Source organism: Streptomyces sp. NPDC085932 (assembly GCF_044540525.1).
Lineage (GTDB): Bacteria > Actinomycetota > Actinomycetes > Streptomycetales > Streptomycetaceae > Streptomyces > Streptomyces levis.
The window spans coordinates 486,495-509,521 of sequence record NZ_JBITSJ010000001.1; the positions used below are offsets into that span (position 1 = coordinate 486,495).

Sequence of the window (23,027 nt, forward strand, 5' to 3'; positions counted from 1 at the left end):
CCGGGGGCGGTTGAAGCCCCCGGGGCCGGGTTCAGAGGTTCATTTGAGGGTTCCGTACGCGGTGTACGACCGGTGCCGTACGCGCTCAGGCGCCGTGGTGCTCGGAAAGCCCGGGCCAGTCGTCCGGGCCGCCGCCCTGCCACTCGACGAGGTCGTTCTCCTCGACGTCGGTGACGTAGAGATCGGCCAGGCGCAGGATCTCCGCCACGTCGTCGACGTGGGTGGCGACGCCCAGGGGCTCGTCGCCCAGCGTGACCCGTCGCGAGCCGTCCAGGGCGGGAGCGTGGACCACGACGTGCGGCTGCTCGGTCGGATGTGCCATGCCTTCAGGCTGTCGCCGCCGGGGCGGTTCCGCACCCCGGGGCGGGCTGGCCGTCCGACGGCGCGAGGCTGGGCGCGACAGGACGTTCGCGCCGCCGGACGGGGTCGAGGGGAGGGGGAGCGTGTGCTGGGACCGCGGCGGGTGCGACGGGATCCGGAGCGGGCTTCCCTCAGGTCGAGAAGCCGGTCCAGACCCCTTCACCACCGCACTGGCTCGCGCCCGCCGCGGTCCGCGCCCTGCCCGTGTCCGTGTCCGGGACGGCCACCCCTCATCCGGGCCGCCGCGGGCGGTCGGACACGGGCAGGGAGTCTCAGTCCTCGCGCAGCGCGCGGACCGCCTCCTCCACGCGCCTGCCGTACTCCGGGTCGGCGGCGTGGAAGTGCGCGAGGTTCTTCTCGATCACGTCGTCGCGGGAGACCCGGGACAGGCCCCCGGCGATGTTCGCGACCAGGCGGGACTTCTCCTCCGCCGACATCAGCCGGTACAGCTCGCCCGCCTGGAAGAAGTCGTCGTCCTTGGTGTGCACAGGAGCCGCGTGGGTGCCGGTGTGGCCGTGCACCGCGAGCGGGGCCGACAGCGGCCGGCCGGTCTCGACCGGGCCGTCGTAGGAGTTCGGCTCGTAGTTCTTCGCGTACCGGCCCTGCGGGTTGGACGCCATGAGGCCGTCCCGGCCGTAGTTCTCGGCGGTGGTGGCCCGGGGCGCGTTGACGGCCAACTGCGTGTGGTTGACGCCCAGGCGGTAGCGGTGGGCGTCCGCGTAGGCGAACAGCCGGCCCTGGAGCATCTTGTCGGGCGAGGGGCCGATGCCCGGCACGAAGTTGTTCGGGGAGAACGCGGCCTGCTCGACCTCGGCGAAGACGTTGTCCGGGTTGCGGTCGAGGACCAGCCGGCCCACGCGCCGCAGCGGGTGGTCCGCGTGCGGCCAGACCTTGGTCAGGTCGAACGGGTTGAAGCGGTACTCCGCCGCCTCGGCCGCCGGCATGATCTGCACGTACAGCGTCCAGGACGGGTGCACGCCCCGCTCGATGGCCTGGAGCAGGTCCGTCTGGTGGGAGTTGGGATCCTTGCCCGCGAGCTCGGCCGCCTGCTCACTGCTCAGGCAGCGGATGCCCTGGTTCGTCTTGAAGTGGTACTTGACGAAGAAGGCCTCACCACGGGCGTTGGTCCACTGGTAGGTGTGCGAGCCGTAGCCGTTCATGTGCCGGTACGAGGCCGGGATGCCGCGGTCGCCCATCAGCCAGGTCACCTGGTGCGTGGCCTCGGGGGAGTGGGCCCAGAAGTCCCATACGTTGTCCGGCTCCTGACGGCCCGTGAACGGGTCGCGCTTCTGCGAGTGGATGAAGTCCGGGAACTTGATCGGGTCCTTGATGAAGAAGACCGGGGTGTTGTTCCCGACGAGGTCGTAATTGCCCTCGCGCGTGTAGAACTTCACCGCGAATCCGCGCGGGTCGCGCACGGCGTCCGCGCCGCCGAGGCTGTCGGCCACGGTCGAGAAGCGCAGGAACACCTCGGTGCGCCGGCCCACCTCGCCGAGGAAGTCGGCGTGGGTGAAGTCCGTGACGTCGTCGGTCACTTCGAAGTGGCCGTAGGCGCCCGAGCCGCGGGCGTGCACCACGCGCTCCGGGATGCGCTCGCGGTTGAAGCGCGCGAGCTTCTCCAGCAGGTGCTGGTCCTGGAGCAGGAGCGGTCCGCCGACGCCGGCGGTGGCGGAGTTCTGGTTGTCGGCGACGGGGGCGCCGGACTCGGTGGTGAGCACGCGCTGCGACATCGTGACCTTCCGTACGAGAGGGCAGCGGAAAAATGTTTCCGCTTTGTGGAGCCTAGGGTCGGGGCGATCGGAGCGTCAACAGTTTGTTGAAGCAGTGGGCATGGGTGGACCGGGCGGCGCCGCCCCTTTGGGCGCGACAGGACAGGTGTCAGCGGCGGCACCGCCCGGAGCAGAGGGCCCTCGGGGGGCGAGGGTCAGAGCTGCGCGCCGGAGAGCCGTTCCACGGCCCGCAGCAGCGCGGAGTGGTCCAGGCCGCCGTCGCCCTGCGCGCGCAGGGACGCGACCAGCTGGGCGACCACGGCGCCGACGGGCAGGGCCGCGCCGACGGTGCGGGCGGCGTCCGTGACGATGCCCATGTCCTTGTGGTGCAGGTCGATCCGGAAGCCCGGCTTGAAGTCCCGGGTGAGGAAGTTGTCCTTCTTGCGGGTCAGCACGGTCGAGCCGGCCAGGCCGCCGTTCAGGACGTCCAGGGCCGCCTTGAGGTCCACGCCGGACTTCTCCAGGAAGACCACGGCCTCCGCGCACGCCTGGATGTTCACGGCGACGATCAGCTGGTTGGCCGCCTTCACGGTCTGGCCGGAGCCGTGCGGGCCGCACAGCACGATGGTCTTGCCGAGGGCCTGGAAGACCGGCTCGGCCTCGTCGAAGTCCGCCTGCTCGCCGCCCACCATGATGGACAGCACGGCTTCGATCGCACCGGCCTCACCGCCGGAGACCGGGGCGTCCAGGACGCGGATGCCCTTGTCCGCGGCGGCCTTGGCGAGGTCGATGGAGGTCTGCGGGGTGATCGAGGACATGTCGATCAGCAGTGCCCCGGACCGGGCGTTCTCCAGGATGCCGTCGGGGCCGTAGGCGATGGCCTCGACCTGGGGGGAGGCGGGCACCATCGTGATGACGACGTCCGCGTCCCGCACGGCCTCGGCGATGGAGGAGGCGGCCGTCCCGCCCGCCGCGGCGAGCCGGTCCAGCTTGTCCTGCTCCAGCGTGTAACCGGTGACCTGGTAACCCGCCTTGATCAGGTTCTCGGACATGGGGGAGCCCATGATGCCGAGGCCGATCCAGGCGACCTTGGGAAGAGTGCTGCTCATGGTGGGGTGCCTTTCGGTGCAGGAGGTCAGCGGGGCAGCCAGTCGAAGGCCTGGGCGCTCGGGCGGTCGCCCGGCTTGTACTCGAGGCCGACCCAGCCGTCGTAGCCCGCCTTCCTCAGCCGGTCGAGGAGGTCTTCGAGGGGGAGCGAGCCCGTGCCGGGCGCGCCGCGGCCCGGGTTGTCGGCGATCTGGACGTGGCCGGTCTGCGCGGCGAACCGCTCGATCACCGCCGGCAGGTCCTCGCCGTTCATGGACAGGTGGTAGAGGTCCATGAGGAAGCGCGCGTTGCCCAGCCCGGTGGCCTCGTTGACCCGGTCGACGACCTCGACGGCGGCGGGCGCGGACACCAGCGGGTACAGCGGGGACTCCGGCTTGTTCAGCGCCTCGATCAGCAGCACCGCGCCGATCCGGTCGGCGGCCCGGGCCGCGAGGGCCAGGTTCTCCAGCGCGAGCGCGTCCTGCTCCGCCGGGTCCACGCCCTCGACGCGGTTGCCGTACAGGGCGTTGAGGGCCCGGCAGCCGAGCGAGGCGGCGAAGCCGGCGGCCACGTCGATGTTGGCGCGGAACCGATCCGACTCCGCGCCGGGCACCGACAGTGCGCCGCGGTCCGGGCCCGGCAGCTGTCCGGCGTAGAAGTTCAGCCCGGTGAGCTGTACGCCCGCGTCCTCGATCGCCCGCTTGAGGGCGTCGAGCTCGGACCGCTCGGGGGTGGGTGTGTCGGTCCAGGGCCACCACAGCTCGACCGCGGTGAAGCCGGCCGCGGCGGCGGCCGCGGGGCGCTCCAGGAGCGGGAGTTCCGTGAAGAGGATCGACAGGTTGACGTTGAAGCGCTGGTCTGCGAATCCCATCGGGCCGCGCTCCCTTCCGCTGTATTTCGTATTGTGGAAGTTGCTTTCTGCTTAACGGAAGACTGCCGTCGGGTCTCCCCGCTTGTCAAGGGGGCGTGTCGGCTAGGGTCGGCTCGTGGCGGGCCCGGCGGGTCCGAGTCATTACAGTCAGGGGGCACTATGCGCTTGAGGGTGGAGTTCACGACCGAGCCCTTCGACCTGGACGAGGCGCCCGCGCACGCGCTGGTCGCCCGTGAGGTCGTGGAAGGGGCCGGACTGGACGCCGTGGACGTCGGTCCGTTCGGCAACACCGCGCAGGGCGGCGCCGACGCGGTCCTCACCGCCGTGGACGCCCTCCTCCGCAGGACCCTGGAGGCCGGCGCCACCCGGATCTCGCTCCAGGTCAACGTGGTCGAGGAGGACGAGGCATGACCGGCGCGGGGGACGAGCCGTTCATCGCGGCCGTGAAGCCCCTGGTCGACGCCATGGGTGGCGAGATGGTGCCCCCCGACGAGGCCGGCCCCGACGACGTCGTGCTGTCCTGGGAGGGCCGCGACGCCGTCGCCGTACGGCTGCCGCAGCTCGCCGACTCCCTCGATCACATCCTGGCCGCCATGGAGCGCCGCAAGGGCATGCCGCTGGCCGACCTGGACCGCAAGGCCAAGCAGGAGGTCGTGCGCATACTGGAGGCGCGCGGCGCCTTCTCGGTACGGCACGGCGTGGAGACGGTGGCGAGCGCCCTCGGCGTCAGCCGCTTCACCGTCTACAACTACCTCAACCGCGAGAAGGGCTCCTGACCGGCCCCTTCCCGGCCCCTTCCCGGCCCTTTTCCGGTCTCGGCCGGCCGCGCCGCCGCCCTGCGGTTTCCGCGCCGTTTCCCCGCCGCGAATTTTCAACAAACTGTTGACGTGCTGTCGCGGGAGGGCGTTAGCTATCGGCACGCCCGTTCAGCACGACGGCCGCATCCGGCCACGGAGGCTCCCGTGACTTCCACTTCCACGCCGCCGGGCCTGGCCCGGTTCAACACTCTGGAGGAGCACGCGGCCCTCACCGCGCTCCACGAGGCGTGCGCCTCCACGGCGTGGGCGAAGCGCCTGCTCGCCGCCCGCCCCTACGCCACCCCCGAGGACCTGTACGCCGCGAGCGACGCCGCCACGGCGGATCTGACGGCCCCGGACCTCGACGAGGCGATGGCCGGCCACCCACCCATCGGCCGCCCCAAGCCCGGCGACCCCACCTCGGCCCGCGAACAGCGCGGCATGGCCGGCGCCTCCGACGAGCTCAAGGCGGAGATGCTGGAACTGAACCTCGCCTACCAGGAGAAGTTCGGCCATGTCTTCCTGATCTGCGCCACCGGCCGCACCGGCGAGCAGATGCGCGACGCGGTCCGGGAACGGATCGGCAACACGCCGGAGCGGGAGCGGGAGATCGTCCGCACCGAACTGGGGAAGATCAACCGCATCCGCCTGGCCCGACTCGTCGAAGGGGACTGACCGCACCATGAGCACCTCCGCCACCGCGTCCGTGTCCACGCACATCCTGGACACCAGCGCCGGCCGCCCGGCCGAGGGCGTCGCCGTCCAGCTGTCCGCCCGCTCCGGGCGTGCGGCCGACTGGCGGGCGCTCGGCGGCTCCGCGACCGACGGGGACGGCCGGTGCAAGGACCTCCCGGCCCTGCCGGGGGGAACCACCCACGTACGGCTCGACTTCGCCGTCGAACCGTACTTCGAGAAGAAGCAAGCCGATGCGCAGCAGGACGCCCCCGCGAATCGGGACAGCGGCGCCGGTGTGTTCTTCCCGGAGGTGGCGATCACGTTCGCCGTCGTCCCGGGCGAGCACTACCACGTACCGCTGCTGCTCAACCCGTTCGGCTACTCCGTATACCGAGGGAGCTAGCTAAATGACCGTCAATTCCCGCCCGGGCCGCCCTGTCCTGCTGGGACAGAACCAGTACGGCAAGGCCGAGAACCGAGTCGTGAAGATCACGCGGGACGGCGCCACCCACCACATCAAGGACCTGAACGTGTCCGTGGCGCTGAGCGGCGACATGGACGAGGTCCACTACTCCGGCTCGAACGCCAACGTCCTGCCGACCGACACCACCAAGAACACGGTGTTCGCGTTCGCCAAGGAGCACGGCATCGAGTCCGCCGAGCAGTTCGGCATCCACCTCGCCCGGCACTTCGTCACCAGCCAGGAGCCGATCCACCGGGCCCGGATCCGCATCGAGGAGTTCGCCTGGGAGCGGATCGAGGCCTCCGACGCGAACTCGCAGTTCATCGGCGCCGACGAGGTCAAGCACTCCTTCGTCCGCAAGGGCCAGGAGACCCGCCTGACGCAGATCACCTACGACGGTGAGAAGTGGGAGGTGATCTCGGGCCTGAAGGACCTGGTCGTGATGAACTCCACCAACTCCGAGTTCTGGGGCTACGTCAAGGACAAGTACACGACCCTGAAGGAGGCCTACGACCGCATCCTGGCCACCGAGGTCTCCGGCCGCTGGCGGTTCAACTGGACCGACGACGAGGAGCGCATGCCGAACTGGGAGAAGTCCTACGAGCAGGTGAAGAAGCACATGCTCCAGGCCTTCGCCGAGACGTACTCGCTCTCGCTGCAGCAGACGCTGTACCAGATGGGCGCGCGGATCATCAACCACCGCAGTGAGATCGACGAGGTCCGCTTCTCGCTCCCGAACAAGCACCACTTCCTGGTCGACCTGGAGCCGTTCGGGCTGAAGAACGACAACGAGGTCTACTACGCCGCCGACCGGCCCTACGGCCTGATCGAGGCGACGATCCTGCGGGAGGGCTGCGAGCCGCGCATCCCGGTGGACCTCACCAACCTCTGACGTTCCCTTTTTCGGCACCCGTGGCCGGGGGAACCCGTCTCCCGGCCACGGCACTCAAAACTCCCGGGGTCCTGCCGTGCCCTCTCCACATCAGCGCAAAGGACGAACCATGGCAGCAGACCGGCGCATCGTCATCGAGAACTGTGCGATCGCGACCGTCGACGGACACGACACCGAGTACGCCTCCGGACACGTCGTCATCGCCGGCAACCGCATCGAGTCCCTCGGCGCGGGCCCCGCCCCCGAGGGCCTGCGGGACGTGGCCCGCCGCATCGACGCCTCCGGCCACCTCGTGACCCCCGGCCTGGTCAACACGCACCACCACTTCTACCAGTGGATCACCCGTGGCCTGGCCACGGACCACAACCTCTTCGACTGGCTCGTCGCGCTCTACCCCACCTGGGCCCGCATCGACGAGCCGATGGTCCGCGCGGCGGCCCAGGGATCGCTCGCGATGATGGCCCGCGGCGGCGTCACCACCGCCATGGACCACCACTACGTCTTCCCGCGGGGCTCCGGCGACCTGGCCGGCGCGATCATCGGCTCCGCCCGCGACATGGGTGTGCGCTTCACCCTGGCCCGCGGCTCCATGGACCGCAGCGAGAAGGACGGCGGCCTGCCCCCGGACTTCGCCGTGGAGACCCTCGACGGCGCGCTCGCGGCCACCGAGGAGACCGTGCGCCGGCACCACGACTCCTCCTTCGACGCCATGACCCAGGTCGCCGTCGCCCCCTGCTCACCCTTCTCCGTCTCCACCGAACTGCTCCGCGACGGCGCCCAGCTGGCCCGCCGCCTCGGCGTGCGCCTGCACACCCACGGCTCGGAGACCGTGGAGGAGGAGAAGTTCTGCCACGAGCTGTTCGGCATGGGCCCGACCGACTACTTCGAGTCCACCGGCTGGCTCGGCGAGGACGTGTGGATGGCGCACTGCGTCCACATGAACGACTCGGACATCGCCGCCTTCGCCCGCACGAGGACCGGCGTCGCGCACTGCCCCTCCTCCAACGCCCGCCTCGCGGCCGGCATCGCCCGCGTCCCCGACATGCTCGCCGCCGGCGTCCCGGTCGGCCTCGGCGTCGACGGCACCGCCTCGAACGAGTCCGGCGAACTCCACACCGAGCTGCGCAACGCCCTCCTCATCAACCGCCTCGGCGGCCACAAGGAGGCCGCGCTCAACGCCCGCCAGGCGCTGCGCCTGGGCACCTTCGGCGGAGCCCAGGTCCTCGGCCGGGCGGCGGAGATCGGGTCCCTGGAGCCCGGCAAGCTCGCCGACCTGGTGCTGTGGCGGATGGACACCCTCGCGCACGCCTCCATCGCCGACCCGGTGACCGCCCTGGTCTTCGGCGCGGCGGCCCCTGTCACCGCCTCGTTCGTGAACGGCCGGCAGATCGTCGAGGACGGGCGCCTGCTGACCGTCGACGAGGACGCGATCGCCCGCGCCACGCGCGACGAGGCCCGGCGCCTGGCGAGGATCGCCGCGCAGGCCTGACCACCCGGATACTCCGGCCGGGAGGGACGGCTCCCGGCCGGTGGCCGTGGACCCGAGCGGGGTCCGCGGCGGCTGTCTCCGGGGGCGTGCGCCCATGCGCGCGCTCCCGGAGACGGTCACCACCGTCCGCCGGTCCCGCACGACCACCCGCACCACCTCCTTGACACCCACGGGCGCCGCTCGGCGCAGCCGTGTAACCGACCGGAGGGACGCCGCCGTGGCCGACCACCCCGTTGACGAGAAACTCCCCGCGCTCAAGATGGCGACGACCGGCCTGCAGCACGTGGCCGCCATGTACGCCGGAGTCGTCGCCCCACCCCTGATCGTCGGCGCGGCCATCGGCCTCTCCGCCACCGACCTGACCTTCCTCACCGGCGCCTGCCTGTTCACCGCGGGCCTCGCCACCTTCCTGCAGACCCTCGGCATCTGGAAGATCGGCGCCCGGCTGCCGTTCGTCAACGGCGTCACCTTCGCCGGTGTCGCCCCGATGACGGCGATCGTCGCCGCCACCGAGGACAAGTCCGACGCCCTGCCGGTCATCTTCGGCGCGGTCATCGTCGCCGGACTCCTGGGCTTCCTCGCCGCCCCCGTCTTCTGCAAGGCGATCCGCTTCTTCCCGCCGGTCGTCACCGGCTCCGTGATCACCCTCATCGGCATATCCCTGCTGCCCGTCGCCTTCGGCTGGGCGCAGGGACCGAACCCGGCCGCCGACGACTTCGGCTCGGCGACGAACCTCGGCCTCGCGGGCGTGACCCTGCTGATCGTGCTGCTGCTGCGCCGGTTCACCCGCGGCTTCGTCAAGCAGATCGCCGTGCTGCTGGGCCTGGTCGCCGGCACCCTGATCGCGATCCCGTTCGGCGTCACGGACTTCGGCCCGGTGGCGGACGCGGACGTCATCGGCTTCCCGACGCCGTTCCACTTCGGCGCCCCGCAGTTCCAGCTCGCCGCGATCCTCTCGATGTGCGTGGTGATGGTGGTGTCGATGACCGAGTCGACCGCCGACATGCTGGCGCTCGGGGAGATCGTCGACCGCCCGGCCGACGAGAAGACCATCGCCGCCGGACTGCGCGCCGACACCCTCGGCTCGGCGATCAGCCCTCTCTTCAACGGCTTCATGTGCAGCGCCTTCGCACAGAACATCGGCCTGGTGGCCATGACGAAGATCCGCAGCCGGTACGTCGTCGCCGCGGGCGGCGGCTTCCTGGTGCTCATGGGCCTGTGCCCGATGGCCGCCTCACTGATCGCCGTCGTACCGCGCCCGGTGCTCGGCGGGGCGGGCGTGGTCCTGTTCGGCTCGGTCGCGGCCAGCGGCATCCAGACCCTGGTCCGGGCGGGTCTGGACAAGGACAACAACGTCCTGATCGTCGCCGTCTCCCTGGCCGTCGGCATCGTCCCCATCACGGCGCCGGAGTTCTACCACGCCTTCCCCGAGACGGCCCGGATCGTCCTCGACTCCGGCATCTCCACCGGCTGCGTGGCGGCGGTGCTGCTGAACCTGGTCTTCAACCACCTGGGCAGGAGCGGCCGGGACGCCCACGACGTGACCCACCCGATGGAGGCGGGCGAGGAGCTCACGGGCACGCCCAAGGCGGCGACCGCGTCCTGAGCCCGCGGAACTCCGCTCCGCGTTCCGGCCTCGGCCGACCATGGGTCGACCGAGGCCGGAACGGTCCGGCTCAGAGCCCGAACAGGCCCGGGTCGGAGGCCAGCTTCCGGAAGACCTCGGCGGGGTCGGCGACCAGCTTGCGCTTCTCCAGGTCCAGGATCCCGCCGACCGCCGAGATCTCGGCGGCCACCGTGCCGTCGGTCTTCACCACGCTCTGCTCGATCCGGAAGGTCTTGCCGCCGCTCCAGAGGAAGGCGCAGGTCACCTCGGCCTCGTCACCCGCGAGGAGCTCGCGCAGGTAGCGGATGGTCGTCTCCAGGGCGACCGGGCCGACGCCGCTGCCGATGAGGGCGGACTGGCTGATCCCGGCCGCCCGCAGCAGTGACCAGCGGGCGTGCTCCGCGTAGTTCAGATAGACCGCCTGGTTGAGGTGCCCCTGCACGTCCGTCTCGTAGCCACGGACGGTCACTGGGACGGAAAACGGCTCGCTCACGGCTTTCCCTTCTCGCGCCGGACTCTCCCGCACGGGAGTCCCGTGCACTGCGCAACGATCCACCGATCTTGGCATGTTCATCACGCCCGGCGGGGCGAAGCCAGCAGATACCGGATGCCGGTGCGCGGCTCGCGGTGCTCGCTCACCTGCCACCCTGCCTCCTGAAGCGTGGCCGCGCAGGTCCGCAGCGCCTCGCCGTCCGGCTCGTACACGGCGACGGCCTCCGGCTGCGGTGTCTCCCGCACCCGGTAGCCCTCGCCGTCCGGGCCGGCCGGGTGGTGGCCCGCCGCCTCCAGCGCGAGCGCGGCGGCGGACACCAGGTGCGCACGCTCCCAGCCGCACGGCCGGTCCGCCGCCGCGTCCGGGTTGGTCATCCGGCGCAGCTCCAGCAGCCCCTGCCAGGCGCTGTGCACCTCCCGGCGCCGGGCGGGCCCGGGCGGCGGTGGATCCGGCTCGCCTCCCGTGCGGGCCGCGAACACCCCGGCCGGGGCGGCGCGCTCCCCGGGCGCCGCGGGCTCGGGCTCCCGGGTGATGCCCTGGCGGATCCGGTGCCCCTCCGGCGTCAGGAAGTGCTCGTGCGGCGGGCGGGGGTGGCGGAAGGCGAGACCCCGCTGCACCAGCGCCGCGAGCTGCGCCGGCGTACCCCGCAGGCGTCCGGTCACGGGGTCGGCGGCGTCGATGACACGCCGCTGCGCGGCGGTCGGCGGTCTGGTCACGGCGTGCTCCTCTCCGGCCGGTCTCGGCTGCGGCCCACCTGCTCGAAGGCTACGGCCCGCCACTGACACCCGCTCTACTGGCGATAGCCGCCGAGGAACCGCCCGATCCGCCCGATCGCCGCCTCCAGGTCGTCGGCGTGGGGCAGCGTGAGGATGCGGAAGTGGTCCGGGGACGGCCAGTTGAAGCCGGTGCCCTGCACCACCTGGATCTTCTCCCGCAGCAGCAGGTCCAGGACGAACCTCTCGTCGTCGTGGATCCGGTGGACCTTGGGGTCCAGGCGCGGGAAGGCGTACAGGGCGCCCTTCGGCTTCACGCAGGTCACGCCGGGGATCTCGTTGAGCTTCCGCCAGGCCGTGTCCCGCTGCTCCAGCAGCCGACCGCCGGGCCCGGTCAGCTCGGTGATGGACTGCCGGCCGCCGAGCGCTGCCTGGATGGCGTACTGGGCGGGCGCGTTGGCGCACAGCCGCATGGAGGCCAGCATGGTCAGCCCCTCCAGGTAGTCCCTGGCGTGCTGCCTGGGGCCCGTGACCACCAGCCAGCCGGAGCGGAAGCCCGCCACGCGGTAGGTCTTGGACAGGCCGCAGAAGGTGAGGACGACCAGGTCCGGGGCGAGCGCGGCGGCCGAGTGGTGCACGGCGTCGTCGTAGAGGATCTGGTCGTAGATCTCGTCGGCGAAGACCATCAGGCCGTGGCGGCGGGCGAGGTCGAGGATGCCCTCGACGATCTCCCTGGGGTAGACCGCGCCGGTGGGGTTGTTCGGGTTGATGATCACGACGGCCCTGGTGCGGTCGGTGATCTTCGCGGCCATGTCGTCGAGGTCGGGGTACCAGTCGGCCTGCTCGTCGCAGAGGTAGTGGACCGCCTTGCCGCCGGCGAGGGTCGTCACGGCCGTCCACAGGGGGAAGTCCGGCGCGGGGATCAGGACCTCGTCGCCGTCCTCGACGAGGGCCTGCACGGCCATCGACACCAGTTCGGACACGCCGTTGCCGAGGAAGACGTCGTCGACGCCGACCTCCAGGCCCAGGGTCTGGTAGCGCTGGGCGACCGCGCGGCGGGCGGAGAGGATGCCGCGCGAGTCGGTGTAGCCGTGCGCCCGGGGCAGCATCCGGATCATGTCCTGCAGGATCTCCTCCGGCGCCTCGAACCCGAAGAGCGCGGGGTTGCCGGTGTTCAGGCGCAGCACGCTGTGGCCGGCCTCCTCCAGCGCGTTGGCGTGCTCGATCACCGGGCCGCGGATCTCGTAACAGACCTCGCTGAGCTTGCTCGACTGCCGGAACTCCATGCGCCGCTTCTCCTCTGCCGACTGTGTCGCTTGGTTTTACCAAGTGGGCGCTTGGAAAGTCCAACAACTTGTCTAGACTGCGTCGCATGCCACCTCGCCGAAGCTACGACCAGTACTGCTCCGCCGCCCGCGCGCTCGACGTCGTCGGCGACCGCTGGACCCTGCTGATCGTCCGGGAACTGCTCGCCGGTCCCCGTCGCTACACCGACCTGCACGCGGACCTGCCCGGCGTCAGCACGGACGTACTCGCCTCGCGGCTGAGGGACATGGAGCGCGACGGCCTGGCGACCCGGCGCCGGCTCCCGCCGCCCGGTGCGGCGAACGTCTACGAACTCACCGCGCGAGGGCGTGCGTTGCTGCCGGTGCTGCAGGCCCTGGGGGAGTGGGGGCAGGACGAACTCGGTGAGCGCCGGCCGACGGACGCCGTACGGGCGCACTGGTTCGCGCTGCCCCTGCTGCGCCTGCTGGAGGGGAAGGAAGGGCTCGTCGAAGTGCGCCTGGAGGAAGGGCGGTTCCATGTGCACGCCGGTGCCGGGGAAGGCCCGGTGTACGGCGACGGACCCGCCCCCGCGGAGCCCGACGCCCTGCTGGTCCTGGACACCGCCACGTGCGCGGCCCTCGGCCGGGGGGAGCTGGACCTGGTGCGGGCGGTGCGCGAGGGCCGGGTCGAGGTGACCGGCGAGGGCACCCTGGCGAAGACCCTCCGCGAGGCATGAGAGAAGGCCCGCACGGGGCGGGCCTTCCGCAAGGGTGTCAGGTCCGGTCAGGCGCCCGGCGGAACGCGGGCCGGGCGGCCCGGGCCGCGGGTCAGGGCGTATCCGGCGACCCCCGCCAGCGCGGCCAGCGCGCCGCCCAGGGCGGTCCACACCCACCGGTCCGACCACCAGCCGGAACTCCAGCCGTCCTCGGGTTCGAGTCCGGCCGGCGCCGCCGCGTCCTGACGCTCCTCCTCGGGCTTCGCCGCGATCCCGGGCACCAGCGGCTCGGCCAGGGAACCGTCCACCGCTGCCGCGCCGCCGACGTCCACGGACTCCACCCGGACCCTGGTGTCCACCGGGAGGCCGAGGTCGGAGGCGGCGACGCCCGTGGCCGTCAGCCGGATGTAGTACGTGCCGGGCAACGGGTCGTTCGCCCACGGCTCGGACCAGGCGCGGACGGTGCGCAGCGCGCAGGCCAGCTCCACCGAGGCCGCGTCCGCCGCCGCCGTGCGCGTCTGGGCCCCGTACCGGCAGGCCTGACGGCGGCGCAGACCGTCGTAGACGTCGATCTGCCAGGTCTGGGAGACGTGGGTGTCCGGCAGTTTCACCGTCGCCCTGACCGTGGGGCGCTGCCCGGTGTCCGCGGGGAACGACCAGTACAGGTAGTCACCGGTGGAGCCGCCGGCCGTGGCCTCCTGCCCCGGCTCGATCCCCGTCGCGGTACGGAAGGAGGTGCCCGCCCGCGTGGGGCCCGCCGAGCCGTCCTGCGAGGGACCCGGTGAGGCGTCGGCGGCGGCCGGGGCGGCCGCCAGGCCCAGGGTCAGCAACGCGGCGCCGAACGCGCGTACTACTCGCATCAGTTGGTCCTCCAGACGGCGACCCGCCAGCGCGACAGCCAGCCCCAGACGAGACCGGCCAGGAAACCGGTCAGGATGAGCACACCCAGCAGCCACCAGCCGCGGCCCAGGCCGAAGGCGGCCACGTCGGCCGCGTCGTCGGGACCGTCCACCACGTCGACGGTCAGCTCCAGCGGCAGGCCGGGCGTGCTCTGCACGCCGGGCGCCGCCGAGAAGGAGTGTGAGACGGCCAGGCAGACCACCTCGGCGGGAGCGTCCTCGTCGTCGCTCCCGGCCTTCGGGTAGCGCAGACCCGTCGAGATCACGTCCGTACGGCCGGTGCCCGCCGCCTCGCCGCGCACGATCTCGCGACCCTTGACCGTGACGGCCCGCAGCAGCACGCCGTAGCCGGGGTTCACGGCCCGGTCGGCCGCCACGCTCACCGACGCGCGCAGCTCCTTGCCCGGCGGGACGTCCACCCGGTACCAGCGCTGCTGCCCGAACCCCTCCCGGTCCGTGTACAGGCCCGCCTTCAGAACCGGTGCCTCGACGCACCGGTCCGCGCCCTCGGCCGGCACCGGCGTCACCACCGGATCGGCCGCCCGGTCCACCAACTCGTTCACCCGGTCGGTGAGTTCGTCCTGGTGCTGCACCGAGGTGTAGGTGCCGCCGGTGGCCTCGGCGATGCAGCTCAGCTGCCGGCTCAGCTTCGCGGTCGGCACCAGGCCGAGCGTGTCGATGGTCAGGCCGATGCCCTTGGCGGCGATCTCGCGGGCGACCTCGCACGGGTCGAGCGGGGCGCAGGTGTCCTCGCCGTCACTGATCAGCACGATGCGCTTGGAGCCGTCACCGCCGTCCAGGTCGTCGGCCGCCTTCAGCAGGGCCGGGCCGATCGGCGTCCAGCCGGTCGGGGCGAGCGTGGCGACGGCCGCCTTCGCCTCGGTGCGGTCGAGCGGCCCCACCGGGTAGAGCTGCGCGGTGTCCTTGCAGCCGGTCCTGCGGTCGTCCCCGGGGTAGTTCGCACCGAGGGTGCGGATACCGAGCTCGACCTCCTCCGGCGTCGCGTCCAGCACCTCGTTGAACGCCTGCTTCGCGGCGGCCATCCGCGACTGCCCGTCGATGTCCCGGGCCCGCATCGAGCCGCTCACATCGAGGACGAGGTCGACCTTGGGGGCGTCCCGGCCCGTGGGTTCACCGGCGGCCGCCCCGGCCGGGACGGCGATCCCGGCGGTCAGGGCGGCGAGCAGGGCACAGGCGCCCGCCGCCAGCCGTGTACGTGTGATCATCGGCGGATCCTATTGATCACTCGGGCCGTCCTCCAAAACGGCAGTCAGCGCAGCGGATTGGGCAGTTCCGCCCACTGGTCCCCGGGTGTCCGCGGCGAGAGCCGCATCAGCGTCAGCGCCTTGGCGGGCAAGGGCTCCGCCCGCAGGGCCGCCAGGTCCGCGGTCTCCGGCAGGTCCCCGGCGGCCGTCCGCAGCGCCGCCGCGAGTGCCCGGCCCGACCCGGCCGTCCCGGCCAGCGCGCCCGCCACCAGGGAGCCGAACAGCTTGCGGCGCAGGACGCGTTCGTCGTCCGTGACCATGCGGGCCGGCAGCTCCGGCACCGCGATGCCGTGCCGCGCGAGGCGCGCCGGGCTGACGCGGATGTCGGCCAGGTCGCGGTAGACCAGCCGCAGCGGCTCGCCCGCCGCCGAGAGGACGACCAGGAGGTTCTGGCCGTGCGCCTCCAGGGCCACCCCCAGCTCCAGCAGCCGCAGGCCGACCGTGAGGGCGAGACGGGCGAAACCGGCCAGCCAGGCGGGGGAACGGGCCAGTTCGGTGGTGGCGAGGGCCGCCACCGGCAGCACGCGCTCGCCGTCGCCGGCGTACGTCTGCGGCGACTCCCGCAGCACGGCCGCGAAGTCGGGGGAACCGGCCGCCGCCGCGCCCAGGGTGCGGGTGACGTGCAGCAGCCCGTCCGTGCGCGCGGCCGGGAGTCCGGCGAAGTCCGACAGCAGCGCGGAGGCGGCCACCGAGGGCAGCGAGATGTCCCGCACCGAGGACGTCAGCCGGGCGCTCAGCGAGGTCTTGACGTGCGGCCCGCCGGGCAGGGCCAGCGTCCGCAGGGACATCAGCGGATGCCCCGGACGGTGTTCCTCGCACGTCCGCTTCAGCACATGGGCCGCCTGCCAGGGGTGCACCGGCAGCACCAGCCGCCCGCCGTCCCGCAGTTCGTCCGGCCACCCGCCGGTGACCAGGCACTCCGCCGCCGGCACCGGCACCAGCCCCAGCTCCACCACCGGCCGGTGCTCGGGCCCGTAGGCAAGCTGCTCGGCGACCGAGAAGCCGGGCCGGGAGCGGCAGGTCGGGTGGAACGGGTGCCCGTCGACGATCCGCTGCTCCCACTCCCAGTCCCGCTCCGGCCACGCCCCCCGCTCGCCCTCCTGCCCCGCCCGCGACAACGCCAGGGAGGCGACGCTGTGCCCGAGTTCGGCCGCGAAGGAGGCGGAGTGCGGCACCCCCAGGGCGGTCACCAGCCGCGCCGGATCGTCGTACTCCGTCCCGTCGAGCCGTACGGCCGTGACGTACGCCCCGGTCGCGTACGGATCCGGCAGCGGACCGTGCAGCCGGCGGCCGTCGGCGAGGCACAGGGTCAGTCCGTCCCGGCCCCGCTCACCGCCCCGCACCCAGGGCAGTGGATCATGGGTCAGGCCGCGCCACAGGCGGGACAGCACGGCCGCCCGGGCGCCGGGCAGTTCGGCCTCGTACCGCGGCAGCAGCCCGGGCCGCACGACGGACAGCTCGTCGGCGACCTCGGTCTCGGCGCAGGGGGGACGGTGCACGGGCGGACTCCTCGGGTACGAATAGGGCGTCACAGCGGAATGGCGACGACCGACATACTGATCATCTCCGCCCGGAACGCTGGAAGGACCGTAGGGACGAGTGGAACGCGTGGACCTCATGCCCCCGCCCGCCGACGACGACTCGGCCCACGGTGACGACCCGGCCATCGGCGATCTCGCCGACGCGTACGCCGCCGTGCCCCTGCTCAACTGCCTGCTGCGCGAGGTCGCCCGGCCGGTGCGCGAGGAGGACGGACACCGCGTCCACCACCTGCCCGGCACGGACCGGCTGCTGCGCGTGCGCGGCAGCCGGCGGCCGGCCGAGCCCGAGATCGAGGAGGCGGGCACCTGGCGGCGCCTCGGCCACGCCGAGCTGGTCGGCCTGGTCGCCGCGGAACTGCGCCGGCACACCGGTCTGGACCACCCCGCTCTGCCCGCCGAGATGACCGACAGCCGGGACGTGGTGGCCGCGCTGCTCGCCGCCCGCGCCGGGACCACCCCGCCCGAGGACCTCTACCGGCGGTCCGAGCAGTGCCTGCTCACCGGTCACACCCACCACCCCGCGCCCAAGGCCCGCGGCGGCGGTCCCGCGGCGGACTGGCTGCCGTACGCGCCCGAGGCGTATGCCCGCTTCCCGCTGGTGCTGCTCGGGCTGCGCGCGGACACCGTCGTGGAGGAGGGTGACACCTCCGCCCTCGACGCCCTCGGCACGGCCCCGCCCGGCTACCGGCTGCTGCCCGCCCACCCCTGGCAGCTCGACCTGGCCGCCCGGGAGCTGGCCCCCGCCTTCGCGGACGGCAGGCTCCTCCGGCTCGGCACCACGGCCTTCCACACCTGGCCGACCGCCGCGATCCGCACCCTCTACGCCCCCGAGCGGGACCTGTTCCTGAAGTTCAGCCTGGACGTGCGCATCACCAACGACATCCGCCGGCTGTGGCGTCACGACCTGCTCGCCCTGCGCCGGACCGACACCGCCACGAGCGCGGCCTTCGCGGCGTACGACGGCCCGCCCGGCTGGCTCGGCGACCGCGGGTACCGCACCGCCGGTTTCGCCTTCGAGGCCCTGGCCGTCCTGGTCCGCGACGGCTTCGCCGGCCGCCTCGTGCCCGGGGCGACGCCGCTGCTCGCGGCCGGTCTCGTCGAGGGCTTCGACGGCAACCCGCTCGACCGGGTCACCGACCCGGAGCCCTGGTGGGAGGCCTATCTGGCGCACGCCGTGCCCCCGGTCCTGGCGGCCTTCGCCGGGCACGGCGTCGTCGTCGAGGCCCATCTGCAGAACACGCTGGTCGCCGTGGACGCCGACGGTGTGCCCGTGCAGGTGCTGTACCGGGACGCCGAGGGCGTGAAGCTGCTGCCGGACGTGGAGCGCGCGGCCGGCTGGGAACGGCTGGTGTACTGCCTGGTCGTCAACCACCTCACCGAGATCGCGGGCGCCCTCGCCGAACGCCGGCCCGGCTTCGATCCCTGGCCCGCCGTCCGCCGCGAACTCGCCCGGCACGACCTGCCGGAGATCCCCGCCCTGCTCGCCTCCCCGGCGCTCCCGGCCAAGACGAACCTGCTGCTGCGCTGGACGGGAGCCGACGGCGCCGACGCACGCTACCTGCCGCTGCCGAACCCGCTCAGGCGGTCCTGACCCCGGCACGGCCCCGTGGAATGATGACCGGCGACAAAGGCGACGGCGGACGAGGAAGCCGGTGTGAATCCGGCGCGGTCCCGCCACTGTGATCGGCGAGCCGGTCCCGAGAGGCCACTGCCCGCGAGCGGGTGGGAAGGCCGGGACCGGCGGCGACCCGAGAGCCAGGAGACTCACGCGGTGGCCTCCTCCACGGACCACCGGGGCGGATCTCCCCGGAGAGAGGGCAGGTGCGGCATGCCCGCGACGCCGGCCGGCGAACCCCTGGACGACCCCCGCGGCGATGCCCCGCCGTGCCGGGTCGTCGTCTGCCGTGACTGCTGCTGCGGCAGCCCCAAGGTGAGAGGCATCGACCACGCGGCCCAGACCGCGCGTCTGCGCGCGGCGGCCCCGGTGCGGATCTCCGACTGCCTCGACGTCTGCGACCAGGCCAACGTCGTCGTCGTGCAGCCCTCCGCCGCGGGCCGGGCCGCCGGCGCCCGGCCCGTCTGGCTCGGCCTCGTCAACGACCCGGCCGCCACCGAGGACGTCGTCGCGTGGGTCCGCGCCGGCGGCCCCGGCGTGGCCCCGCTGCCCGACATCCTCGGACTGTACGTCTTCAGCCCCCGGGCGCGACGGGACGGGGACCGCCCCTGACACCGGTCTAGGCCGCTCTCCGGCCGCGGACCAGCAGCCACAGGAAGTACGGCGTGCCGATCACGGCCGTCATCAGGCCGGCGCCCAGTTGGGCCGGGGCGATCACGGTCCGGCCCAGCAGGTCGGCCGTGCCGACGAGCGCGGCGCCGAGCAGGACGGCGACCGGCACCACCCGCACGTGCCGACGGCCCACCAGGGCCCGGGCCGCGTGCGGCGCGACGAGGCCGACGAAGCCGATGGTGCCGGCCGAGGCCACGGCGGTCCCCGCCAGCAGCACGCCCACCACCAGGAAACCGAGCCGGGCCCGGGGCAGCCCGAGCCCGAGCAGGCGCGGGGTGTCCCCGTCCAGCGAGACGAGGTCCAGCTCGGTGCGCCGGGCGACCGCGACGGCCACCCCCAGGGCCAGCACGAGCGCGACGGGCACGACGTCCGCCGTGGTCCGCCCGTACGTCGAACCGGACAGCCAGGTCAGCGCCTTCGTGGCGTTGAACGGGTCGGTCAGCACGATGAGCAGGCTGATCAGGGCCGTCGACCCGGCGGCCATGCCGATGCCGACGAGGACCAGCCGGCTCTGCCGGTAGCCGCCCCGGGCGGCGAGCCCGAAGACCACCGCGGAGGCGAGCGCCGCACCCGCGAACGCGGCGGCGGCGATCCCCCAGGAACCGGCGGCGGGCACGGTGGTCACCAGCAGCACGGCACCGAGGGCGGCACCGCCCGAGACGCCCAGCACCCCGGGCTCCGCGAGCGGATTGCGCGTCACGGCCTGCACCAGCGTGCCGGCCAGGGCGAGCGCGGCGCCCGCGCACAGCGCCGCGAGCACCCGCGGCACCCGGGTGTCCAGGACGAACGAGACGGCCTGACCGGCGCGTCCCTGCGCCCAGTTGGCGACGTCGCCGAGCAGGAGCTTGCTGTCGCCCAGCAGGGCACCGGCGAGGGCGACCCCGACGACCACCGCGGTCAGGGCGGTCACCGTGACCAGGAACGCCGTCCGGCCGGGGATGCGCAGCCGGTCCGGGGCCTCCACTCCGGCCGTGTCCTTCAGTCGCAGCGCCGTCGCCACCAGGAACACGGCCCCGACCAGGCTGGTGACGATGCCGGTGGGCACACCGACGGCCGTGTCCGCGGGGATCAGGGCCCGCAGCAGCACGTCCGAGCCGAGCACCAGGGCGGCCCCGGCCAGCCCGGCCACGGGCAGCGCGGCCCGCGCGCGGACGAAGCCCCGGAACCGGCGGGCGAGCGGCCGGACCAGGGCGGGCGCGCAGAGCCCGACGTAGCCGAGGGGACCGGCCAGCGTGACGGCCGCCGCGGACAGCAGCGCCGCCAGCACCACCACCGTGACGCGGGTGGCGTGCACCGGGACGCCGAGACCGCGCGCCGCGTCGTCGCCGAGGGCGAGCGCGTCGACCCTGCGGGCGACCAGCAGCAGCCCGGCGACGCCGACGAGCGCGACGGGCAGCATCTGCAGGACACCGTCGAAGCCGTTCTGGCCGATGCTGCCCTGGTTCCACTGGTAGAGGCCCTCCGTCTGCTGCGGGAACAGCAGGAGCAGGCCTTCCGTCAGGGAGTTCAGGCCCAGCGCGAGCGCGGTACCGGCGAGGACCAGCCGTACGATGCCCGTGCCGAGGCCGGACAGGGCGAGCACCACGGCCGCGGCCACCAGCCCGCCGGCGAAGGCCACGCCCGAGGAGGCGAGCAGGGGCAGGGAGACGCCGGTCGCGCCGACCAGGCCGAGCGCCAGGTACGAACCGGCGTTCACCGCGAGGGTGTCGGGCGAGGCGAGCACGTTGCGGCTGACGGCCTGCAGCACGGCGCCCGCGATGCCGAGGACGACACCGACCAGGACGCCCGCGGTCATCCGCGGCAGCCGGGAGGCGATCACCACGGACGCGTCGGCCGGATCGGCCTGCCCGGTCAGGGCCTTGAACACCTGGGCCGGCCCGACGGCGGCGGTGCCCTGGGTGATGTCGACGACCGCGAGGGCGGCGACGAGGAGGACGAGCCCGGCCGTCACCGCGGCCGCGCCCGACCGGGACGGGGCCTCGGGGGGACGGACGGCGGGGGGCGCTTCGGTGACGGCCATGACGGGCGTTACTTCGTCAGCGCGCCGACGAGGGCGTCGATGTACGCCTCCATCGAACCGGGGCCGCCGAACATCCAGATGCCGTCGGGCAGCCGGTGCACCTCGCCCGCCTTCACGAACGGCAGGGAGGTCCACACGGCGTTCTTCTTCAGCTGCCCGGCGAACGGGTTGCTGGCCTTGTCGCCGTCGTTGCCGATATAGGCGAACGCGGTGTCCTTCGGCAGCGCCGTGAGGCCCTCGACGTCGGTGGTGCCGAGGCCGTAGGCCGGGTCCCCCTTGACCTTCCAGGCGTTCTTCAGGCCGAGTTCCTCGTTGACGGAGCCGATCAGGGAGCCGCTGGTGTACGGACGGATGGAGACCTGGTTGGACGTCACGTAGCCGTCGGCGAAGGCGATGCCGGTGCCGTCGAGCTTCGCACCGCCGAGGGCCTTGCGGCCCTCGGCGACCTTGGCCTCGAAGCTCGTGCGGGCGGCCTCAGCCCTGTCGGTGGTGCCGGTGGCCTTCGCGATCAGGTCGAGGTTCTTGAACATCTGCCCGATCTGGTCGGCGGCGTCGGCCGACTTGATCTCCAGCACCGGGGCGATCTTCCGCAGCTGCTTCACGGCCGCGTCCGGCAGGTCGGAGCTGGCCACGATCAGGTCGGGGGAGAGGGAGGCGATGGTGTCCATGCTCGGCTCGCCGCGCGTGCCGATGTCCTTGGGCTCGTTCTTCAGCGGGACGGCGGTGTCCCAGGTCTTGTAGCCCTTGACGTCGGCGACGCCCACGGGGTCGACGCCGAGGGTGATCAGGCTCTCGACCTCGTTCCACTCGGTGGCGACGACCTTCTTCGCCGGGCCGTCCAGCTTCACCTTCGCGCCCGTGGCGTCGGTCAGGGTGATGGCCTCGGAGGCCTTGCTCCCGGAGCTGTCGGCGGCCGGCTCGGTGGTGCCGCAGGCGGCGAGGGCGAGTGCCGCGGCGGTGGTGGTGGCCGCGGTGAGCAGGAGACGTCTCATGAGGTGGTGCCGAGCCTTTCGCTTCGGGTGGTGCGGGTGTGGTGGCGGCCGATCGGACGGGTCCGCAGCCGGCCGGTGAGGGGGTCGGTGTCGACGTCGATCCGGATGCCGTAGACGGCCGTGAGGCGCTCCGGCGTCAGGACGTCCTCGGGCGGTCCGTCGGCGACGATCCGGCCCGCTTCGAGCAGCGTGATCCGGTCGGCGATCGCCGCCGCCTGGTCGAGGTCGTGCAGGACGACGCCGACGGCGATGCCGTGGTCGTCCGCCAGGTCGCGGACGAGGTCGAGGAGTTCGATCTGGTAGCGCAGGTCGAGATAGGTCGTGGGCTCGTCGAGCAGCAGCACCCCGGTCTCCTGCGCGAGGCAGCTCGCCAGCCAGACGCGCTGCAACTGCCCGCCCGAGAGGTGGTCGGCGCCGCGCCCGGCGAGGTCCGTGACCCCGGTCAGCGCCAGCGCCCGTTCCACCGCGGCCGCGGCGTCGGCGTCGGGACGGCCGAAGCGGCCCCGGTAGGGGTAGCGGCCGAACTCCACGAGGTCGCGCACGGTCAGTCCGCTGGGGGTGGGACGGCCCTGGGTCAGCAGGGCCACGTGCCGCGCGAACTCCCGGGCGGACAGGGCCAGGCCGTCGATGTCGCCGTCGATCCGCAGCCCGGCCCGGCGGGCGCGCTGCAGCCGGGCGACGGTCCGCAGCAGCGTCGACTTGCCGCTGCCGTTGGGGCCCACCAGGACGGTGACCTCGCCGGGCCGCAGCGCGATCGTCGCGTCGTGCACGACGTCGACGCCGTCGTACGACACGGTCACGTCCGTGGCCGACAGTTCGTGCCCGCGCAGACGCTGACCGCCGGCGGGTGCTTCACCAGATCTCACGTGGCGAAGGTTAGCCTAACCT

Annotated in this window: 23 protein-coding genes and 1 riboswitch; of the genes, 10 read left to right on the forward strand and 13 right to left on the reverse strand. The window is 73.0% G+C overall.

The window, feature by feature from the left end; all coding sequences use genetic code 11:
• Positions 1-85 precede the first annotated feature (85 nt).
• The 4 genes from ACIGAQ_RS02005 to ACIGAQ_RS02020 form a co-directional block, all read right to left on the reverse strand.
• Entirely contained in the window at positions 86-322 is a 237-nt protein-coding gene (locus ACIGAQ_RS02005) for a hypothetical protein (RefSeq protein ID WP_311680593.1), read from the reverse strand.
• 310 nt (positions 323-632) lie between these two features.
• Complete coding sequence (locus tag ACIGAQ_RS02010; RefSeq protein WP_399778476.1) at positions 633-2,090, reverse strand: catalase; 1,458 nt, start codon at positions 2,088-2,090, stop codon at positions 633-635.
• Positions 2,091-2,284: 194 nt separating this feature from the next.
• Positions 2,285-3,178, reverse strand: a complete 894-nt coding sequence (locus tag ACIGAQ_RS02015) for a 2-hydroxy-3-oxopropionate reductase (protein ID WP_362277674.1) — start codon at positions 3,176-3,178, stop codon at positions 2,285-2,287.
• Positions 3,179-3,204: 26 nt separating this feature from the next.
• Complete coding sequence (locus tag ACIGAQ_RS02020; RefSeq protein WP_399778478.1) at positions 3,205-4,026, reverse strand: TIM barrel protein; 822 nt, start codon at positions 4,024-4,026, stop codon at positions 3,205-3,207.
• A gap of 159 nt (positions 4,027-4,185) precedes the next feature.
• Between ACIGAQ_RS02020 and ACIGAQ_RS02025 the strand changes: the two genes are divergently transcribed.
• The 7 genes from ACIGAQ_RS02025 (at position 4,186) to ACIGAQ_RS02055 (ending at position 9,948) form a co-directional block, all read left to right on the forward strand.
• Positions 4,186-4,437 carry a hypothetical protein gene (locus ACIGAQ_RS02025; RefSeq protein WP_311680598.1) on the forward strand — a complete coding sequence of 84 codons (252 nt, stop codon included), beginning with the start codon at positions 4,186-4,188 and terminating at the stop codon, positions 4,435-4,437.
• Complete coding sequence (locus ACIGAQ_RS02030) at positions 4,434-4,802, forward strand: helix-turn-helix domain-containing protein (RefSeq protein WP_311680599.1); 369 nt, start codon at positions 4,434-4,436, stop codon at positions 4,800-4,802. The genes ACIGAQ_RS02025 and ACIGAQ_RS02030 overlap by 4 nt, the downstream gene beginning before the upstream one ends.
• A gap of 186 nt (positions 4,803-4,988) precedes the next feature.
• Positions 4,989-5,498, forward strand: a complete 510-nt coding sequence (gene uraD / locus ACIGAQ_RS02035) for a 2-oxo-4-hydroxy-4-carboxy-5-ureidoimidazoline decarboxylase (RefSeq protein ID WP_399778481.1) — start codon at positions 4,989-4,991, stop codon at positions 5,496-5,498.
• 7 nt (positions 5,499-5,505) lie between these two features.
• The gene (uraH, locus tag ACIGAQ_RS02040; protein WP_399778483.1) at positions 5,506-5,901 is read left to right on the forward strand and encodes a hydroxyisourate hydrolase; all 396 of its coding nucleotides are present in this window, start codon (positions 5,506-5,508) and stop codon (positions 5,899-5,901) included.
• A gap of 4 nt (positions 5,902-5,905) precedes the next feature.
• Positions 5,906-6,853: a factor-independent urate hydroxylase gene (gene pucL / locus ACIGAQ_RS02045; RefSeq protein WP_311680603.1), complete on the forward strand. Its 948-nt coding sequence runs from the start codon at positions 5,906-5,908 to the stop codon at positions 6,851-6,853.
• 109 nt (positions 6,854-6,962) lie between these two features.
• Positions 6,963-8,342 (forward strand): 8-oxoguanine deaminase, encoded by a 1,380-nt coding sequence (locus ACIGAQ_RS02050; protein ID WP_311680604.1) that lies wholly within the window; start codon positions 6,963-6,965, stop codon positions 8,340-8,342.
• 217 nt (positions 8,343-8,559) lie between these two features.
• Entirely contained in the window at positions 8,560-9,948 is a 1,389-nt protein-coding gene (locus ACIGAQ_RS02055; RefSeq protein ID WP_399778486.1) for a nucleobase:cation symporter-2 family protein, read from the forward strand.
• A gap of 70 nt (positions 9,949-10,018) precedes the next feature.
• Here ACIGAQ_RS02055 and ACIGAQ_RS02060 read toward each other — a convergent pair whose 3' ends face one another.
• The 3 genes from ACIGAQ_RS02060 to ACIGAQ_RS02070 form a co-directional block, all read right to left on the reverse strand.
• Complete coding sequence (locus ACIGAQ_RS02060) at positions 10,019-10,441, reverse strand: acyl-CoA thioesterase (RefSeq protein ID WP_362277656.1); 423 nt, start codon at positions 10,439-10,441, stop codon at positions 10,019-10,021.
• An 80-nt stretch (positions 10,442-10,521) separates the two neighbouring features.
• On the reverse strand, positions 10,522-11,157 hold the full coding sequence (locus ACIGAQ_RS02065; protein ID WP_399778488.1) for a hypothetical protein: 636 nt from the start codon (positions 11,155-11,157) through the stop codon (positions 10,522-10,524).
• 74 nt (positions 11,158-11,231) lie between these two features.
• Positions 11,232-12,440, reverse strand: coding sequence for a pyridoxal phosphate-dependent aminotransferase (locus tag ACIGAQ_RS02070; protein WP_399778490.1), 1,209 nt, complete (start codon positions 12,438-12,440; stop codon positions 11,232-11,234).
• 86 nt (positions 12,441-12,526) lie between these two features.
• Here ACIGAQ_RS02070 and ACIGAQ_RS02075 point away from each other — a divergent pair, with 86 nt between their 5' ends.
• On the forward strand, positions 12,527-13,156 hold the full coding sequence (locus tag ACIGAQ_RS02075; protein ID WP_311680609.1) for a helix-turn-helix domain-containing protein: 630 nt from the start codon (positions 12,527-12,529) through the stop codon (positions 13,154-13,156).
• Positions 13,157-13,203: 47 nt separating this feature from the next.
• Here the strand turns inward: ACIGAQ_RS02075 and ACIGAQ_RS02080 are convergent, their stop codons facing one another.
• From ACIGAQ_RS02080 to ACIGAQ_RS02090, 3 genes are read right to left on the reverse strand one after another with little or no spacing between them, the layout of a single operon-like run.
• Positions 13,204-13,995: a hypothetical protein gene (locus tag ACIGAQ_RS02080; RefSeq protein WP_362277649.1), complete on the reverse strand. Its 792-nt coding sequence runs from the start codon at positions 13,993-13,995 to the stop codon at positions 13,204-13,206.
• Positions 13,995-15,260, reverse strand: coding sequence for a VWA domain-containing protein (locus ACIGAQ_RS02085; RefSeq protein ID WP_399778492.1), 1,266 nt, complete (start codon positions 15,258-15,260; stop codon positions 13,995-13,997). The genes ACIGAQ_RS02080 and ACIGAQ_RS02085 overlap by 1 nt, the downstream gene beginning before the upstream one ends.
• A 44-nt stretch (positions 15,261-15,304) precedes the next feature.
• Positions 15,305-16,798 carry an IucA/IucC family protein gene (locus ACIGAQ_RS02090; protein ID WP_399778494.1) on the reverse strand — a complete coding sequence of 498 codons (1,494 nt, stop codon included), beginning with the start codon at positions 16,796-16,798 and terminating at the stop codon, positions 15,305-15,307.
• Positions 16,799-16,898: 100 nt separating this feature from the next.
• On the opposite strand from ACIGAQ_RS02090, the gene ACIGAQ_RS02095 reads away from it, so the two are divergent.
• Positions 16,899-18,431, forward strand: a complete 1,533-nt coding sequence (locus ACIGAQ_RS02095; protein WP_399778496.1) for an IucA/IucC family protein — start codon at positions 16,899-16,901, stop codon at positions 18,429-18,431.
• A 49-nt stretch (positions 18,432-18,480) separates the two neighbouring features.
• Positions 18,481-18,606: riboswitch (cobalamin riboswitch) on the forward strand.
• Between the two features lie 62 nt (positions 18,607-18,668).
• A complete protein-coding gene (locus ACIGAQ_RS02100; RefSeq protein WP_362277640.1) occupies positions 18,669-19,067 on the forward strand; it encodes a (2Fe-2S) ferredoxin domain-containing protein in 399 nt (132 codons plus the stop codon).
• 7 nt (positions 19,068-19,074) lie between these two features.
• On the opposite strand, the gene ACIGAQ_RS02105 is transcribed toward ACIGAQ_RS02100, so the two are convergent.
• Genes ACIGAQ_RS02105 through ACIGAQ_RS02115 form a run of 3 tightly spaced genes read right to left on the reverse strand, consistent with a single transcriptional unit; the run spans position 19,075 to position 23,005 of the window.
• Positions 19,075-21,147: an iron ABC transporter permease gene (locus ACIGAQ_RS02105; RefSeq protein ID WP_399778498.1), complete on the reverse strand. Its 2,073-nt coding sequence runs from the start codon at positions 21,145-21,147 to the stop codon at positions 19,075-19,077.
• A gap of 8 nt (positions 21,148-21,155) precedes the next feature.
• Complete coding sequence (locus tag ACIGAQ_RS02110) at positions 21,156-22,139, reverse strand: ABC transporter substrate-binding protein (RefSeq protein WP_399778500.1); 984 nt, start codon at positions 22,137-22,139, stop codon at positions 21,156-21,158.
• Entirely contained in the window at positions 22,136-23,005 is an 870-nt protein-coding gene (locus tag ACIGAQ_RS02115) for an ABC transporter ATP-binding protein (RefSeq protein WP_399778502.1), read from the reverse strand. Before ACIGAQ_RS02115 ends, ACIGAQ_RS02110 begins: the two co-directional genes overlap by 4 nt.
• Positions 23,006-23,027 lie beyond the last annotated feature (22 nt).